The following is a 16,421-nucleotide window of genomic DNA, read 5'->3' on the forward strand; positions in this document are numbered from 1 at the left end:
GCTCTCTCACTTTGTCGTTCCGGGGCGCGCCACTTGGCGCGAGCCCGGAATGACGGCGGTTGGGGTCAGTGCCGGTACTGCGGCTCTTCCGCATCCAGCTGGCGCCGGATCGCGGCGAGATGCAATCGCGCGGATTCGGAATCGCCTTCGCGCATCTGCCTGTAGGTTTCCGCCGCGATCGCGGGATCGACCGGAAGCACTTTTCGTCCCGTCGACATCGCCAGCACCTGCACCTCGGCGGCGCGCTCGAGATAGTAGAGATCGTCCCAGGCCTCCGCGATGGTCGGCGCCAGCACCATCACGCCATGATGCTTCATGAAGACGATGTCGGCATCGCCGACGGCCGATGCGATGCGCGCGCCTTCGCGGTTATCGAGCGCGAGGCCGTTATAATCGCGGTCCACTGCCGTGCGGCCGTAGAACTTCAGCGCGGTCTGGCCGGCCCAGATCAGGGGATCACCCTCGGTCATCGACAACGCCGTGGCGTAGGGCATGTGGGTGTGGAAGGCGACTTTCGCGCGCGGCAGGCGCTTGTGCATCTCGGCATGGATGTAGAACGCGGTCGCCTCGGGCGCGCCCTCGCCGTCGAGCACGTTGCCGTGGAAATCGCAGATCAGGAGCTTGGACGCCGTCAGCTCGCGGAAGGCGTAGCCGTATGGATTGACCAGGAAGAGATCGTCATGGCCGGGCAACACGGCCGAGAAATGGTTGCAGATGCCCTCCTCAAAACCATTGCGCGCGGCCATGCGGAAGCAGGCCGCGAGGTCCTCGCGCGCGGTGCGGATCGCGTCGGTGGCGAGATCAGGCCGGTTCGAGCGGAACGGCGCAGGTGCGGATGAGGAAGATTGAAGGCTGTGCGCCATGGCGAAGGAAACCTCTTTCGGTCGGAAGAGGCCCGCGTTGTACAGGGCCGACGCCTCTGCGTCAGCCCCTGCGGGCGCCACCCTGCCCTTCGCGTCTTGCGCGGCGGCTTATTGCCGCCGCGGCACGCCGCCGGCGTTCATGCCGCCGTCGATGACGAGCTCGCTGCCGGTGACGTAGCGCGAGGCATCGGAGGCCAGATACAGCACACCGGAAGCGATCTCCGCGGCCTGCCCGGCGCGGCCGAGCGGGGTTGCGACCTTGGCTCGCTCCTCGGGGTCGATCGGGGCGTTCTGGCCGGCGCCCGTTGCCCCCGTCGGAATCTTGCCCCAGATCGGGGTATCGATGATGCCGGGGTGAACGGAGTTGACGCGGATGCCGTCGCCGGCGGCCGCGCACTCCATCGCGATCGATTTGGCGAACAGCCGCACGCCGCCTTTGGTCAGCGAATAGGCCGAGAGGCCGGGCGCACCGCGCAAGCCCGCGAGCGAGGACATCATCACGATCGAGCTGCCGCCCGTCTTGCGCATCAGCGGCAGGCAATGCTTCACGGACAGAAACACGCCGTCGAGGTTGATCGCGTTCTGCTTGTGCCAGTCAGCGAGCGTCATATCGACGATCGAGGGTACCGCAATGCCGATGCCGGCATTGGAGACCATGATGTCGAGCCGGCCATGGCGCTTGGCGATCTCGGCTACGATCTCGATCCAGCGCTCCTCGCTGGTGACGTCCTGCTCCAGGAAAATCGCCTTGCCGCCGGCTTTTGTCACGCGCTTGACGAGCTCCGGGCCTCGCAGCTCGTCGATGTCGGTGATGACGACGGTAGCGCCTTCGCGCGCGAACAATTCGACGATAGCCTCGCCAATGCCCGAGGCGCCGCCCGTCACCAGCGCGACCTTGCCCTCAACCTGCCCTGCCATGTTCACTCCCTTTTTTGTTGTTTGAGCGGCTTATTTTGACGCACGATCTCCGCGCAAACGCGTACCGCGTTTGTCGCGAGGGATCTTGCGTCATCTAATCACGGATGGCCCCTGGTCCGGTAGCGCGACGTCGACGACACGGAATTGCACGCGCTCGGCGCCCTGGTACCGGTCGACCGACAACGATCCCGCGACATGCAATTGCTGCCCTCGATTGGCGAGCAGCGCGTTGCCGAGCTTCTGGCCGACCGAACGGAACGCAATGCCGTTGACGATCGAGCCGTCGCCGGACTTGAAGCGTAGCCTCAAATGCGCCTGTCCGACCTCATCGGCATAGACGAGCTGATGCGATGGCAGCGCCAGCACGACTTCCGGATTGCCGCTGCCGAAGGGACCGGCGTGGTTGAGCGTGGTCGCAAGCTCCGTCGTCACCGCGCGCGCGGACACCGCGCCGTCGACATAGAGTTCGTTGACGTGGCGCGCCTCGGCGACGTCCTGCGCCAGCGCGTTTTCGAGATAGGCGCGGAATTCGGCGAGCTTCTCTTTCCGCAGCGTCACGCCCGCGGCCATCGCGTGGCCGCCGCCTTTCAGCAAGATACCGTCAGTCACCGCCTGCCGCACCGCCTTGCCGAGATCGACGCCTGCGATGGAGCGGCCCGAGCCGGTACCGATGCCGCCGGGCTCCAGCGCAATCGCAAAGGCCGGCCGTGAAAACTTCTCCTTCAGGCGGGACGCGACGAGGCCGACCACGCCGGGATGCCAGCCTTCGGAGGCCGTGACGATGACGCCAATCTTGTCCTCGAGCCCGATCGAGGCCAGCGCCTCGGCTTCGGCCTGCGCTTCGGCCGCCTGCTCGATGACGCGGCGCTCGCTGTTGAGGCGATCGAGCTCGGCCGCAATCCGCGCCGCCTCGACGCTGTCGCCTTCGAGCAAGAGCCGCACGCCGAGATCGGCGCGGCCGATGCGGCCGCCGGCATTGACGCGCGGCCCCAGCATGAAGCCGAGATGCCAGGCCTCCGGCGGGCCGTTGAGCCGCGCCACGTCCATCAGCGCGGTGTGGCCGACATGGTCGCGCCGCCGCATGGCGATCAGGCCTTTTGCGACGAAAGCACGATTGAGCCCGATCAGCGGCGCGACATCCGCAACCGTGCCGAGCGCGACGTGATGCAGCATGCCGAGCAGGTCGGGCTCGGGCATCTCGCTGGTCCAGAAGCCGCGCTGGCGCAGCTCGCGGTTGACCGCGACCAGCGTCACCAGCACGAGACCGACGGCGGCGAGATGGCCGAGGCCCGAGAGATCGTCGAGCCGGTTCGGATTGACCAGCGCATCGACCTCCGGCAGCTCCGTGCCGGCCTGGTGATGATCGATCACGACCACGGACATGCCGAGGCGCTTGGCTTCAGCGAGCGGCTCGATGCTGGTGGTGCCGCAATCGACCGTGACGAGCAGCGTGGCGCCCTTCGCGGCCAGCGCGCGGATCGCTTCGGTGTTCGGGCCGTAGCCTTCGAAAATCCGGTCGGGAATATGGATCAGCGGATCGAGCCCGCAATGGCGCAGATGCCAGGCGAGCAGCGCTGCCGAGGTGGCGCCGTCGACGTCGTAGTCGCCGAAGATCGCGACCTTCTCGCCGCGCATCGCTGCGTCCGCGATCCGCTTCGCGGCGGCCTCCATCTCCGTCACGGTGTACGGGTCCGGCAACAGCTTGCGGATGGTCGGATCGAGGAAGTCGGCGACGGCGTCGATATCGACACCGCGGCCCGCCAGCACCCGTGCCAGTAACTCCGGCAGCTGGTGCCGCTGCACGATGGCGAGCGCCTTGGCAGCCCCGCGCGCATCCAGCCGGTCGAGCCAGAGCTTGTCGGTGAGCGAGCGCGCGACGCCCAGAAACGCCTGGGGCACTTCGACGGGCAAGGCGGTTGCGGGCGGCGTCATGAGTCGAGACTGGCTTGAGGAACCCGGGAATCGAACCGGGTGTTGCGGCGATCGGCCGGCAATGACGATTGACCTGGAATCCTCTGGGATTTGCAACGTCCGCGCCGCACAAAGCGGTGGATTGCCGCTTTGCTGCGCGGACTGACTATCATTTGGGCATTCCGTGGAACAGCAAATTAAGCGGGCGTTAGGCGGAATCTTCGAAAAAGACTCGTATTCGATCTGTAATTAGTTGTTCCGGGTTCGTTGCAGATCAGGCCTCATTGCCAAGGGAAGCTCCCCGATGTCTGCTGCGCTGGGTCTGAAAGCCAAGCCGATCGCCACCGAACCCGCTGATGACGATTCCGATATCTCCGCACTGATCAATCGCCTGACCGCGGAGGTCAACCAGATCGCAGTCGACAAGACCAAGGCGATTCAGCAGATCACCAACCAGATGAAGATGCTGGCGCTGAACGCGCTGATCGAGAGCTCGCGCGCCGGCGCGCAAGGCGCCGGCTTCGCGGTGGTGGCGCAGGAGGTGCGCGGCGTCGGCCAGCAGGTCGAAACCATCGCGCGCGAGCTTGAAACCCAGCTGACGAAGCGCACCGGCGATCTCGTCGCCTCGATCGACCGCATGAGCCAGCGCTCGCGCGGCGAGCGCATGGTCGACCTGTCGCTCAACGCCATCGAGCTGATCGATCGCAACCTCTATGAACGCACCTGCGACGTGCGCTGGTGGGCGACCGATTCCGCCGTGGTCGATTGCGCGGCCTCGCCCAACGCCGCAGCCGTCTCCCATGCCTCGCAGCGCCTCGGCGTGATCCTCGGCGCCTACACCGTCTATCTCGACCTCTGGCTCTGCGACCCCGACGGCAATGTCATCGCCAACGGCCGCGCCGACCGCTTTCGCGTCGTCGGCCAGAACGTCGCCCACACAAGGTGGTTTCGCGAGGCGCGAACCTTGCGCTCCGGCGACGACTATGTCGCCGGTGACGTCGAGAACCAGCCGCTGCTCGGCAATGCGCAGGTCGCGACCTATTGTGCCAGCGTCCGCGCCGGCGGCCAGGCCAACGGCGCGCCGATCGGCGTGCTCGCCATCCATTTCGACTGGGAGGCGCAGGCCCGCGCCATCGTGCAGGGCGTGCGCGTCGGCGACAGCGACAAGGCGCGCGTGCTGCTGGTCGATTCAAATCTGCGTGTCATCGCAGCTTCCGATGGCCAGGGTATTTTGAGCGAGCGCATCTCGATCTCGCTGAACGGCCAGCGCTCCGGCTTCTACCACGACCGCACGGGCGCGCTGGTCGCGTTCCACGCGACGCCAGGCTACGAGACCTATCGCGGCCTCGGCTGGTACGGCGTGATCATCTGCGGGGCGTGACGACATCATCGCGTGATCTGCGAGCGCGGCAGCGTGACCGTCGAACGATGGTCGCGCCGTGATGCGGCGCGACTTGCAGCCTATCCGAGATAGCCAGACACTCCGTCCCACAACAGCTTCAACGCCGTCACGGCCAGCAGGCCGTGGCACGCCCGGTAGATCTGCCGCTGGTCCAGCTTTCCGTGCAGCCGCCAGCCGAGCCAGACGCCGCTGGGAATGGCAAAGAGGCACGCCGCCATCACGATCCAGACGTTGCCCGCCGGCCGCACCAGCAACAGCCAAGGTACCGCCTTGATCGCGTTGCCGACGGTGAAGAACAGGCTCGTCGTTCCCGCGTAGACCTCCTTGCTGAGGCCAAGCGGCAGGAGGTACATCGCCAGCGGCGGTCCGCCGGAATGCGCGACCATGGTCGTGACACCCGAGGCAAGACCGGCAGCAACCGCCTTCGGCGAGGAGCGCGGACGAATGACCACCTTCGGATCACTCACGAGCCATATGCCAACGAAGCTCAATGTCACGACCGCCATCACGATCGCGACGGCGCGATGGTCCAATACACGGAACAAGAGATAGCCGAGGGCAATGCCGATCACGAGCCCGGGCAACAGCAGCACAAGGTCCGGCTTCGACCATGTCGAGGGCTTCCAGTAGCGCAGCGCGAACAGGTCCATGGCGATGAAGAGCGGCGCGAGCAGGCCGCCCGCCGTGACCGGATCCATCACGCACGACAGCAACGGAATGCCGACGATAGAGAAGCCGCCGCCGAATGCGCCCTTCATGAAGCAGATCAGGAAGACGCCGGAAAAGGCGATGATCACCGTGGCGACAGTCAAATCCATCTGCGCATCTCCATGACGGGTACGCTCGCGCCTCGGCGCGCGTCACGCCGAAACGTCGCGGGAGAGACTCGGCTCAGGTCGCCGTGACGTCGTCATCGGTTGCTGTTGGGCCGGCGTCGGTCGACGTCGCTTGCGAGGTTCGAGGCGGCTCGGCCTTCGGCTGGAAAAAGAGACCGGGCAGCACTGAAGGCAGGCCAAAGGTCATTCCGAGGAATGCCAGAAACACATCAAGATAACTCATAGTCATTCTGTTGCTCCGCTTTGTCGGGCGCGACCACCTCTCGGTGCATTTGAGGGTCGATGCGGCGCAATATGAACCGGTACATTACTCAGTACAATAAGAACATTGATCTCGGTGCAATTTTGCCGCCTCCGCATGAGCAGAGCAGATGCAGCAAACTTCTTGCGTTGGGCTTCAATCCGACCGCGGCAGGCGCGGCGCCCACCCCGTCGCAACGAGTCTTCTGAGCATTTTCCGGCAAGGCAGGCCGGTTACAGGCAAGAGCTTGCCGCATTGCTCGGCTACGCTGCGCTTCGCATCACGTTGGGCGACGTGACGTGATCGGCTCACGGATTGGGATCACTCACGCTCGTCACATGCCGAGGAGACATGCCATGAAGATCGTCGTGATCGGCGGGACCGGATTGATCGGATCCAAGCTCGTGACGAAGTTGAAACAACACGGCCACGAGGCCGTTGCGGCCTCGCCGAAATCAGGCGTGAACACCGTCACCGGGGAAGGCCTCGCAGCAGTGCTGGCTGGCGCGGATGTCGTCGTCGACGTCGCCAACGCGCCGTCCTGGGAGCCCGCCGCCGTGCTCGATTTCTTCCAGCGCTCGAGCACAAACCTCGTCGCGGCAGAGGCGGCCGCGGGCGTGAAGCATCACGTGGCGCTGTCGATCGTGGGGACCGAACGGTCGCCCGACAATTCCTATTTTCGGGCCAAGCTCGCCCAGGAGACCATCATCAAATCCTCGTCGGTCCCCTACTCCATCGTTCGTGCCACCCAGTTCTTCGAATTCCTCGGCGCCATTGCCGAAACGGCTGTGGTCGAAGGAAAGATCGTCGTCCCGTCTGCACTGTTTCAGCCGATCGCCGCCGAAGACGTGGCTGATCGCGTCGCGGAGGTCGCCATGGGCCGGCCGCTCAACGGCACCATCGATATCGCAGGACCCGAGAAGGCCCCCTTCAATGAATTCATTGCGCGGCGCCTCAAGGCATCCGGCGACGCCCGACCGGTGGTGGGAGACCCGAAGGCACCGTACTACGGCGCCCCCATCGACGACACATCGCTGAACCCGCTCGGCGAGGCGCGGCTTGGAAAAACGCCGCTCGCAACGTGGCTCACAAGGCTCTGAGGATCCGCCAGACCTTCCATCACGACAACCACTGTAATGAAGGAAATCCCATGCGCAGATTGCTGATCGCAACGGCGGTTTATGCCGCATCAATCCTGACGGGGCATGCGGCCGAACCGGCACCTCTGGCAAAAGTGACGGTCGTGTTCGACCAGGCGCTGCCGAACGTGCCGGGCAAGAGCATGAAGGGCGTGCTGGTCGAGTATGGTCCCGGAGGCTCCTCGCCGGCCCACATGCATCCGCGCTCCGCATTCATCTATGCGACCATCCTGGAAGGAGCGATCCGCAGTCAGGTCAATGACGAGCCCGCCAAGGTCTATCGCAAAGGAGAGAATTTCTTCGAAAAGCCCGGCGACCGTCACGCCATAAGCGCGAATGCCAGCGATACCGAACCTGCGAAGCTGCTGGCCGTCTTCGTCGTGGATTCAGCAGACAAGGAGTTGGTCACGCCGATCACGAAGTAGCGCCGCCTCGTCACGCAGCGCGGCGCGCCGCCATCTCCGCGGCCAGCAGCAACGCGGCGCGGCTGGCGCCGATCGACGCGATGCGTTGCCCTGCGATGTCGTAGGCGGTGCCGTGCGCGGGCGTGCAGATCGGGAATGGGAAGCCACCGAAGGTCTGCCAGGGTCTCGAGGCGCTCGCCGGCGAGCTCGCCTGCGAGCGCATCAGCGACGCCGGGATCGGCGAAATCCCCGCCGCACATGACGACATGGTCCGGCATTATCGCGAGGGCGATCTGATCCAGTATTATCGCGGCAACCGCGCCATTCACGAGGCCATTGTCGCAGCAGCCGAAAATCCCGCGCTGACCGGGCTCTATGCTTCCGTGACCGCGCGCATTCGCCGCGCGCGTTATGTCACGCCGATGACACCGCAGCGCTGGTCGTTCGCCGTGAAGGAGCACGAGGCGATCCTGAACGCGCTGCAGCGGCGCGATGGCGCCGGCCTCTCCCACATCCTGCGTGCGCATCTGCGCCACAAGCGCGAAGAGGTTTTGCAGGCGGGCTTTGCCGAGACGGAAGGAAACGACCTCGCGCTGCGGATCGCGTGAGGCGGCCGTGCCCGGCGAGCACTCGTTCGCCCCATTCCGCGTCTGGCCTTCACGCCGCTTCGCTGCGATAACCGCCCCGAAGATCGGTCATAAGATCAGGCGACGCCGCAATGAACAAACCGCTGCCCTCAGACCCCGCCGCGCGTGCGACCTCCGACAGCACGGGAAGCGTGCCGCAAGACGGCTTTGCCGATCTCGTTCCCGAACTCGGCGTTTCCAGCATTCAAGCCAGCCTGCCGTTCTGGCGCGACTTGCTCGGCTTCGAGCTCGCTTACGATCGCCCCGATGCGCGATTTGCGTATCTCGTCAGGGGGCGTTTGCAGGTCATGCTCTGCGAATTGAATGGACGCTGGGAGACGGCCGAGATGCAGCGGCCATTCGGACGCGGCGTCAATTTCCAGATGGTCGTCGATCGCATTGATCCCATGCTGAGGGCTCTCGGCGATGCCAAATGGCCGCTCTACGAGCAGCCGAACGAAGCCTGGTATCGGGTCGGCGACCAGGAATTCGGCCAGCGCGAATTCCTCGTCCAGGATCCGGACGGTTACCTCGTGCGCTTCGTCGAACGCCTGGGCATGCGCACGCCATCCTGACGCAAAGATTCGTCCAGTCCTGCCGCATCGCGCAATCAGGAGACACTATCGCGACGGTGCACGCTGCCCGGACCATTGAACTGATGCACGCTCTCTGTCGTGTGGGGCGTATGCTGCCTTCGGCTCACGAGCCGAACTTGCTCAATTTCGCATTCGCCCGATTATCCTTGCGACCCTCTGTCAGCTGACGTGGTCGCGCGTTAGACGTGAAGCTCCCCCGCTTCACGCTCCGCGAGCACCTCGGCTCGCCGTTGCGCAGCCAACGGAGACCATCCATGACCAAACCAAGCATCGTTTTCGCGCACGGCCTCTGGGCTGACGGATCGTGCTTCGGCAAGCTGATCCCGGCGCTGCAAGCCGAAGGCCACGAGGTCCTGGCGAGCCAGCACGGGCTCGATTCACTCGCAACCGACGTCGCCTGCGTGACGGCGTGCTTTGGCCGTGTTCCCGGACCCGTGGTCCTCGTCGGCCACTCCTATGGCGGCACACTGATCACGCATGCCGGAACCGATCCGCGGGTCGCCGCGCTGGTCTACATCGCCGCGCTCGCGCCCGCTGCCGACGAAACTTCGCAGAGCCAGATTGCAAAATTTCCGACGACGCAGGTGTTCGGCCACATCGACGCGCCGGCGGGCCGTGTCTGGCTCAAGCCAAGCGGCCTAACGCACTTTGCCGGCGACCTGCCCGAAGCCGAGCAAAAGCTGGTCTACGCAACGCAAGGGGCCCCGGTTGCGGATCTCCTGACCCAAAAGGTCGATGGCACAGCGTGGACCTCGAAGCCGAGCTGGTACATCCTCGCCAGCAAGGACCAGACGGTTCACCCCGATCTGCAACACTTCGTCTCGAAGCGCATGAACGCCACCGTGACCGAAGTGGCTTCGTCCCACGTCCCCATGCTGTCGAAGCCGGATGTGGTGCTGGATGTGATCCGAAAGGCTGCGAATGCGGTCACAGCGAAGTAGCATCGGCTGACATACCATACCGAACCAAGGCAGATGACGTTGTCATTCTTCGGATCAGGTCCGGGCGGCGCGAGACCGCCCGGACCTTTTGTCCATCGCGAAAACGCCATGCCGATTTCTGCTTTTTCTAATATCGATTAATCCGATTGTAAAAGCTAATATTATTCGTTTGTCAAAATCTTCCTTCTGCGTAGCCTGATCCCGCGCCATCGCCCGGCTGCCCGTAAAGGCCGCCCCCGAGAACAGCGAGGCACCGGAGGATTGGATGACGACGACGCTCGACGCATCGGGAATGCCTGCACGTTCGCTGCTGCCCTTCCTTGATCGCGAGCACACGATCGCAAGGCCGGGCTACAGCCGATGGATGGTGCCGCCCGCCGCGCTTTGCGTGCATTTGTGCATCGGGCAGGCCTACGCCTTCAGCGTCTTCAACCTGCCGATGACCAAGCTGATCGGCGTCACCCAATCGGCACCCGGCGACTGGAAGCTCACCGAGCTCGGCTGGATTTTCTCCATCGCGATGGTGTTCCTCGGACTGTCGGCCGCAGTGTTCGGACGCTGGGTCGAGGAAGGCGGCCCGCGCAAGGCGATGTTCACTGCCGGCGTTGCCTGGGCGAGCGCATTCCTGATCTCGGCCCTCGGCGTCTATCTCCACAATCTCTGGATCATCTATCTCGGCTACGGCGTGATCGGCGGCTGCGCGCTCGGCATCGGCTACATCTCCCCGGTTTCGACGCTCATGAAGTGGTTCCCCGACCGGCCGGGCATGGCCACCGGCATGGCGATCATGGGCTTTGGCGGCGGCGCGCTGATCGCCTCCCCCCTCTCCGTCTGGCTGATGAGCAAGTTTGCGACCACGAGCGACGTCGGCGTGCTCGGCGCCTTCGTCACGCTCGGCTGTGCCTACTTCGTCTTCATGATGGTCGGCTCCGCCATCGTGCGCGTACCGGCGCAGGGCTGGAAGCCGGAGGGTTATGTGCCGCCTGCGGCCGCCACCAAGCTGATGACCAGGAACGACGTGTTCGTCTACCAGGCGATCAAGACGCCGCAGTTCTGGCTGATCTGGATCGTGCTGTTCTGCAACACCACCGCCGGCATCGGCGTGCTCGGCCAGGCCTCGGCGATGAGCCAGGAGATGTTCCCCGGCCACATCACCGCGGTGGCGGCCGCAGGTCTCGTCGGCCTGATGAGCCTGTTCAACATGGGCGGGCGTTTCAGCTGGGCCTCGCTATCCGACTTCATCGGACGCAAGAGCACCTATTTCGTCTACACGGTGCTCGGAATCGCCCTCTACGTGACCGTGCCCTATGCCGGCGCAAGCGGCAATGTCGTGCTGTTCGTGCTGTGCTTCCTGATCATCGTCAGCATGTATGGCGGCGGCTTTTCCACCGTTCCGGCCTATCTGCGCGACATGTTCGGCACGCGCTATGTCGGCGCCATCCACGGCATCCTGCTGACGGCCTGGTCGATGGCCGGCATCGCCGGGCCTGTGCTGATCAACTACATCCGCGAATACAACGTCACGCACGGCGTGCCGAAGGCACAGGCCTACAACACGACCATGTACATCATGGCCGGACTGCTCGTGGTCGGCTTCCTCGCCAATCTCTGCGTCCGTGCCGTCGACAAGCGTCATCACATGAAAGACGAGGACAGTTCAGGTCTCGAGGCGGCGCGTGCTGCCTGACGTTCGGACGAACACAAGGAGGCGACCATGACCGCGACATCACGGAGCGAAGCGTCATTCTCCCAATCGCTACTGAGCTGGATCGCCTGCCGGGTATCACGGACGATGGCGGCGATGCGGCCGGTGCATCGTGCCACCGAGATCGCGGCCGTAGCCGCGGCGAGCAACAATCCCTCGGGGGCCTGACATCATGCAGACCGCTCAGACAGCAAAGACCACCCCGCTGCAATTGGCGCTGGTCTGGAGCTTTGCGGGCATCCCCCTGCTCGCGGGCGTGATCCAGACTTTGCTCAATGCCATGAAGCTGTTTCAGTAGGCGGCGAATGCGTCCCACGAACAAGCGTGCAATGCTTCTCAGCGGCGCGCGACGGTTGATAACCGACGAAGGCTTCGCCATCACCGTGCTGGCCGCGGTGATCGCCGCTGCAGTTCTCGCCGTCGGCTTCGGCGCGACTGCGGACATCGTCGTCGCGACGCTCGCACTTGGCGCGGTGACGGCGCTCGCCGAGACCCGCCTGCACCGGCGCGGATAGATCCAGTCAAATGAGCCGTCAGCGGCGCCTGCGCGCGCCACGCGCCGGCGTTTCCGTCACGCGCCGGGTCTGCTCGGCGGCGAGGTCGCGCATGATCGCTATCGCGCTCTGCACGTGGTCGTCGGGCTGGTCGACCGAATAGACGACATAGGCCGGCATCGAGAATTTCGGCGCTCCCACCACCAGGTGCAGCCGCCGCGCCTTCAGCAGCGGCTCGACGATCCGGTGCGCAAAATAGCCGGAGCCACCGTTGGCGAGAACGTGCTGCAGCCCGAGCCAGCCGATGTTGGCGGTCAGCGCAGGCCCCGCGAAATTGGGAAAGACGGCGCTGTGGCGGGCGTAGAATTCGGGCCCCCAGTCGACATAGACGTAGCCCTCTTGCGGCTCCGGATCGCTCCTGGGATTGGCCGACACCAGCACGAGCTGCTCCTCGATCAGCAACTCGACCTTGAGGCCGGGGCGGCTTTGCGGGGTGTACATCACGCCGATGTCGATGCGTCCCTCGACCAGCCCCTGCATCAACTCGGGCTCAAGGGCGCTCTCGGCCCGGATGGAGATCTGAGGATTGGCCTCCTGCATGCGCGGCACCCAAAGCAGCAGGAACTCCTCCCACAGGCCGATGCGGCCGCCGACCACCAGCGCGCCGCTAAAGCCCTTGGGGAGGCCGACATCGTGGCGGGCCTGCTCGACGGTGCGAACAAGCGTCGAGGCGTGGCGCTGAAATTGCCGCCCAGCCACCGTAAGCGTCGCGCCTGCCTTGTTGCGCACGAACAGCGTGCAGCCGAGCAGCTCCTCGAGCGAGTGTATCCGCGTGCTGACGGTGGACTGGCTGACGTGTAGCCGGTCGGCGGCGGTGATGAAATTGCCGGTCGCGACCACGGTCAGGAATGTACGCGCGAGCTCGGTATCCAAGGGCGCACCTCACACATCGACATTGTCGATATGAAAGGCGCTGTCTTGAAGGATGTCAAACAGAAGCAGTGCCGCTCAGCAGCCGAGCTTGTCGGCGACCCCGCCAAAATCCTTGGCGACGATGTCCCAATTGCCGGTCGCCTCGAAATCGACCTTCTGAAGCGGGCCGTATTCCGTCGGCCGCGCCACGAACGCGGTCTTCAGCCCGTTCTTCTGCGCGGCGGCGAGGTCGCCGTTGTGGGCGGCGACCATCATCACCTGCTCCGGCTTGAGGCCGAGCAGGCGCGCGGCGCCGAGATAGGTCTCGGGATCGGGCTTGTAGTGCTCGAACAGCTCGGCCGACATGATGAGGTCCCACGGCAGGCCTGCGAACTTCGCCATGTTGGTGAGCAGCGCGACATTGCCGTTCGACAGCGGCGAGATCACGAATTTGGTCTTGAGGCGCGTCAGGCCGGCGACGCTATCGGGCCAGGGATGCAGACGGTGCCAGCCCTTGGTGATGTAGTCGAGGTCGGCCTCGGTCAAACCCTTGATCGCGAACTTCTCGACCAGCTTGTCCAGCGAGCGGCGGTGCAGGACGTCGAGGATGACATAGCCACGTTCGGGGTGCTTGCGCACGTCATCCATGGCGGCCGTGTACATGCCGCGCCAGCCGTCGACCAAAGCGGTCCAGTCGGCGGAGATGCCGCGGCCCTTGCCCCACCACATGAGGTCGGTGATTAGGCTGGTGCGCCAGTCCACGACGGTGCCGAACACGTCGAAGACCAGGGCTTTGACGGAGGAGAGATCGGACATGTGCGCTTCCTCTTTTGTTGTTCTTGTCATTCCGGGGGGCGCGTCAGCACCAACCCGGAATCCAGAAGTTATGGCGCGAGATTCCGGCTTCTCCGGGCCGCGCGCTTTGCGCGGTCCCGTCGCCCCGGAATGACGAAGCGCGTCAGCCCAGGTAAAACTTCTCCAACTGCCGGTGCTCGGCCTTGATGTAACGCACGGTGCCGGTGACGGAGCGCATCACGACCGTCTCGGTCTCGATCACGCCGTCCTTGCGGAACTTGACGCCCGACAGCAACGAGCCCGTGGTGACACCGGTGGCAGCGAACAGGCAGTCGCCGCGCGCCATGTCCTCGATGCCGTAGATCATCTTGGGATCGTTGACGCCCATCTTGGCGGCGCGCTCGCGCTTCTCGTCGGAATCCAGGATCAAGCGGCACTGCATCTGGCCACCGATGCAGCGCAGCGCCACGGCCGCGAGCACGCCTTCCGGCGCGCCGCCGGTGCCGAGATACATGTCGACGCCGGTGTTATCGGGGTCGGCGCAGTGGATCACGCCGGCCACGTCGCCGTCGGTGATGAGGCGGACGGCGGCGCCGGTCGAGCGCACGCTCTCGATGATGCTGGCATGGCGCGGGCGGTCGAGCACGAGAACGGTGATGCCTTCCGGCTGGACACCCTTGGCCTTGGCGAGGCGGCGGACGTTGTCGGCGGGCGAGGCATCAATTTCGACAACACCCTTGTCGTAGCCGGGACCGATCGCGAGCTTCTCCATGTATACGTCAGGAGCGTGCAGCAGCGTGCCGCCGTCGGCCATCGCCATGGTGGCAATCGAGCCCGGCATGTTCTTGGCGCACAGCGTGGTGCCTTCGAGCGGGTCGACCGCGATGTCGACCTGCGGGCCGGCGTTCATGCCAACCTTCTCGCCGATGAACAGCATCGGCGCCTCGTCGCGCTCGCCCTCACCGATCACGATGGTGCCCTCGATCGGCAGCTTGTTGAGCTCGCGCCGCATGGCGTCCACCGCGGCCTGGTCGGCCGCCTTCTCGTTGCCGTGCCCGCGCAGCCGCGCCGAAGACACCGCCGCCCGCTCCGTCACCCGCACGATCTCCAGCGTGAGGATGCGCTCGAGCAACGCGTGCGGCGGGACTGAAATATGGGTCGACATCGGCTAACTCCTTCGGAACAGTTTTGGACGGAGATCTCCGTCCGCATCAACTCGTAACACCCACAGTTCGTTCGAACCGTGTCCTATTGTTTGAGCATGACCTTGCCGGAAAACCTCTTCACACTTTTCCGGGTCATGCTCAGTTCTTCTCGATCCGGATCACCTGCGGCCGTCCGCTGATCACCTTGTCCCTCTGCACGGCCGCGAGCGCGCGTCGCACGGCGTCCTCGTGCGTTGCATAGGTGATCAGGATGACGGGCACGGGCACCGCCTTGCCGCTCGCCGGCGCAGCGCCGCCATTGGGATGACGCTGCACGATCGACTCGATCGAAATCTTCTGCTCCGCGAGCCGGGTCGCGATCGCGGCCGCAGTGCCCGGGAAATCCCGCGCCAGCAGGCGGATATAGTAGCCGCCCTCGTGCCGCTCCATCGGCGCCTTCTTGGTGTCGCGCAGATGCGAGATCGGCCGGCCAAACGGATTGGCGCGGATGCCGCGCGCAACGTCGGCGATGTCGGCGACGACGGCGGATGCGGTCGCAGCACCGCCGGCACCGGGGCCGACCAGCGTGATCGGAGGGATGCCCTCGCCATCGATCGTGACTGCATTGGTGACACCCATCACCTGCGCGATCGAGGAGGATTTTGGAACCATGGTCGGATGCACGCGCTGCTCGATGCCCTTGGCGGTGCGAACGGCAACGCCGAGCAACTTGAGCCGGTAACCGAGATCGTCGGCTGCGCGCAGATCTTCCGGCGCGATGGATGAGATACCCTCGACATACACCGCGCTTTGAGCAACTTTCGTGCCGAAAGCGAGGCTGGCGAGAATGGCAAGTTTTTGCGCGGTGTCGTGGCCATCGACGTCGAAGGACGGATTGGCCTCGGCGTAGCCGAGCCGCTGCGCATCCTTGAGGCATTCGGCGAAGGACAGGCCCTCCTGCTCCATCCGCGTCAGGATGTAATTGCAGGTGCCGTTGAGGATGCCGTAGACGCGGGTGACGCCGGTTCCGGCAAGCCCTTCGCGTAACGTTTTGATGACAGGGATCGCGGCGCCGACCGCTGCCTCGAAATTCAGCGCGCCGCCGTGCTTTTCGGCGGCCTTGGCAAGCTTCAGGCCGTGCTTGGCGAGCAGCGCCTTGTTGGCGGTGACGACCGACTTGCCCGCATTCAGTGCCGCTTCGACCGCAGAGAGAGCGGGATCACCGGCGCCGCCCATCAGCTCGACGAAGCAGTCGATGCCGGGATGCGTGGCCAGTGCCATGGGGTCCCTGACCCATTCGATGCCGCGCAGATCGACGCCGCGCTTCTTCGCCTTCGAGCGCGCGGTGACGGCGACGACGCGAATGCCGCGGCCGCTGCGGCCCGCGAGCACGCGGGCCTGGGTCTCGATCAAACGGACAACTTCGGCGCCCACGGTGCCGAGCCCCGCTATGCCCACTTTCAGGGGTGCAACCATGATGCTTTAGAAAACCT

General features: G+C 64.9%; 19 protein-coding genes and 1 pseudogene. 10 read left to right on the top strand and 10 right to left on the bottom strand.

The window, feature by feature from the left end; all coding sequences use genetic code 11:
- Positions 1-65: 65 nt before the first annotated feature.
- The 3 genes from AB7531_RS24180 to recJ form a co-directional block, all read right to left on the bottom strand.
- The gene (locus tag AB7531_RS24180) at positions 66-863 is read right to left on the bottom strand and encodes an aldolase (protein ID WP_063983486.1); all 798 of its coding nucleotides are present in this window, start codon (positions 861-863) and stop codon (positions 66-68) included.
- Positions 864-971: 108 nt separating this feature from the next.
- Entirely contained in the window at positions 972-1,781 is an 810-nt protein-coding gene (locus AB7531_RS24185; RefSeq protein ID WP_063983487.1) for an SDR family NAD(P)-dependent oxidoreductase, read from the bottom strand.
- Between the two features lie 90 nt (positions 1,782-1,871).
- Positions 1,872-3,713: a single-stranded-DNA-specific exonuclease RecJ gene (recJ, locus tag AB7531_RS24190; RefSeq protein ID WP_063983488.1), complete on the bottom strand. Its 1,842-nt coding sequence runs from the start codon at positions 3,711-3,713 to the stop codon at positions 1,872-1,874.
- 283 nt (positions 3,714-3,996) lie between these two features.
- Between recJ and AB7531_RS24195 the strand changes: the two genes are divergently transcribed.
- Positions 3,997-5,073 (top strand): methyl-accepting chemotaxis protein, encoded by a 1,077-nt coding sequence (locus tag AB7531_RS24195; RefSeq protein ID WP_063983489.1) that lies wholly within the window; start codon positions 3,997-3,999, stop codon positions 5,071-5,073.
- 80 nt (positions 5,074-5,153) lie between these two features.
- Here AB7531_RS24195 and AB7531_RS24200 read toward each other — a convergent pair whose 3' ends face one another.
- Positions 5,154-5,912, bottom strand: a complete 759-nt coding sequence (locus AB7531_RS24200; RefSeq protein WP_063983490.1) for a sulfite exporter TauE/SafE family protein — start codon at positions 5,910-5,912, stop codon at positions 5,154-5,156.
- Between the two features lie 73 nt (positions 5,913-5,985).
- Positions 5,986-6,159, bottom strand: a complete 174-nt coding sequence (locus tag AB7531_RS24205; RefSeq protein WP_187387715.1) for a hypothetical protein — start codon at positions 6,157-6,159, stop codon at positions 5,986-5,988.
- Positions 6,160-6,527: 368 nt separating this feature from the next.
- On the opposite strand from AB7531_RS24205, the gene AB7531_RS24210 reads away from it, so the two are divergent.
- Positions 6,528-7,271 (top strand): SDR family oxidoreductase, encoded by a 744-nt coding sequence (locus AB7531_RS24210; RefSeq protein WP_063983491.1) that lies wholly within the window; start codon positions 6,528-6,530, stop codon positions 7,269-7,271.
- A 50-nt stretch (positions 7,272-7,321) separates the two neighbouring features.
- A complete protein-coding gene (locus tag AB7531_RS24215) occupies positions 7,322-7,735 on the top strand; it encodes a cupin domain-containing protein (RefSeq protein WP_014495512.1) in 414 nt (137 codons plus the stop codon).
- A 10-nt stretch (positions 7,736-7,745) separates the two neighbouring features.
- Here the strand turns inward: AB7531_RS24215 and AB7531_RS24220 are convergent.
- Positions 7,746-7,883, bottom strand: a pseudogene (locus AB7531_RS24220) (4-hydroxythreonine-4-phosphate dehydrogenase PdxA); the annotation flags it as partial.
- On the opposite strand from AB7531_RS24220, the gene AB7531_RS24225 reads away from it, so the two are divergent.
- The 7 genes from AB7531_RS24225 to AB7531_RS24255 all read left to right on the top strand — a co-directional run bounded on the left by AB7531_RS24225 (position 7,858) and on the right by AB7531_RS24255 (position 12,097).
- Positions 7,858-8,322, top strand: coding sequence for a GntR family transcriptional regulator (locus AB7531_RS24225; protein ID WP_231144965.1), 465 nt, complete (start codon positions 7,858-7,860; stop codon positions 8,320-8,322). The pseudogene AB7531_RS24220 and the gene AB7531_RS24225 overlap by 26 nt on opposite strands.
- A gap of 110 nt (positions 8,323-8,432) precedes the next feature.
- A complete protein-coding gene (locus tag AB7531_RS24230) occupies positions 8,433-8,915 on the top strand; it encodes a bleomycin resistance protein (RefSeq protein WP_084795145.1) in 483 nt (160 codons plus the stop codon).
- Positions 8,916-9,190: 275 nt separating this feature from the next.
- Positions 9,191-9,877 (top strand): alpha/beta fold hydrolase, encoded by a 687-nt coding sequence (locus AB7531_RS24235; protein WP_063983492.1) that lies wholly within the window; start codon positions 9,191-9,193, stop codon positions 9,875-9,877.
- Between the two features lie 265 nt (positions 9,878-10,142).
- Complete coding sequence (locus AB7531_RS24240) at positions 10,143-11,564, top strand: L-lactate MFS transporter (protein WP_063983493.1); 1,422 nt, start codon at positions 10,143-10,145, stop codon at positions 11,562-11,564.
- 27 nt (positions 11,565-11,591) lie between these two features.
- Positions 11,592-11,750, top strand: coding sequence for a hypothetical protein (locus tag AB7531_RS24245; protein ID WP_441280144.1), 159 nt, complete (start codon positions 11,592-11,594; stop codon positions 11,748-11,750).
- 4 nt (positions 11,751-11,754) lie between these two features.
- Entirely contained in the window at positions 11,755-11,880 is a 126-nt protein-coding gene (locus tag AB7531_RS24250) for an MFS transporter small subunit (protein ID WP_256376412.1), read from the top strand.
- 31 nt (positions 11,881-11,911) lie between these two features.
- Positions 11,912-12,097 (top strand): hypothetical protein, encoded by a 186-nt coding sequence (locus tag AB7531_RS24255; RefSeq protein WP_223153571.1) that lies wholly within the window; start codon positions 11,912-11,914, stop codon positions 12,095-12,097.
- A gap of 18 nt (positions 12,098-12,115) precedes the next feature.
- Here the strand turns inward: AB7531_RS24255 and AB7531_RS24260 are convergent, their stop codons facing one another.
- The 4 genes from AB7531_RS24260 to AB7531_RS24275 form a co-directional block, all read right to left on the bottom strand.
- Positions 12,116-13,009: a LysR family transcriptional regulator gene (locus AB7531_RS24260; protein ID WP_063983495.1), complete on the bottom strand. Its 894-nt coding sequence runs from the start codon at positions 13,007-13,009 to the stop codon at positions 12,116-12,118.
- A 75-nt stretch (positions 13,010-13,084) separates the two neighbouring features.
- A complete protein-coding gene (locus AB7531_RS24265) occupies positions 13,085-13,804 on the bottom strand; it encodes a haloacid dehalogenase type II (RefSeq protein ID WP_063983496.1) in 720 nt (239 codons plus the stop codon).
- 142 nt (positions 13,805-13,946) lie between these two features.
- Positions 13,947-14,948, bottom strand: coding sequence for a class II fructose-bisphosphatase (glpX, locus tag AB7531_RS24270; RefSeq protein WP_063983497.1), 1,002 nt, complete (start codon positions 14,946-14,948; stop codon positions 13,947-13,949).
- A 139-nt stretch (positions 14,949-15,087) separates the two neighbouring features.
- Entirely contained in the window at positions 15,088-16,404 is a 1,317-nt protein-coding gene (locus tag AB7531_RS24275) for a homoserine dehydrogenase (RefSeq protein WP_063983498.1), read from the bottom strand.
- Positions 16,405-16,421: the final 17 nt, after the last annotated feature.

Origin of the sequence: Bradyrhizobium sp. 63_E2_N1_3 (assembly GCF_052076005.1) — a bacterium.
GTDB classification, from domain to species: Bacteria; Pseudomonadota; Alphaproteobacteria; order Rhizobiales; family Xanthobacteraceae; genus Bradyrhizobium; species Bradyrhizobium barranii.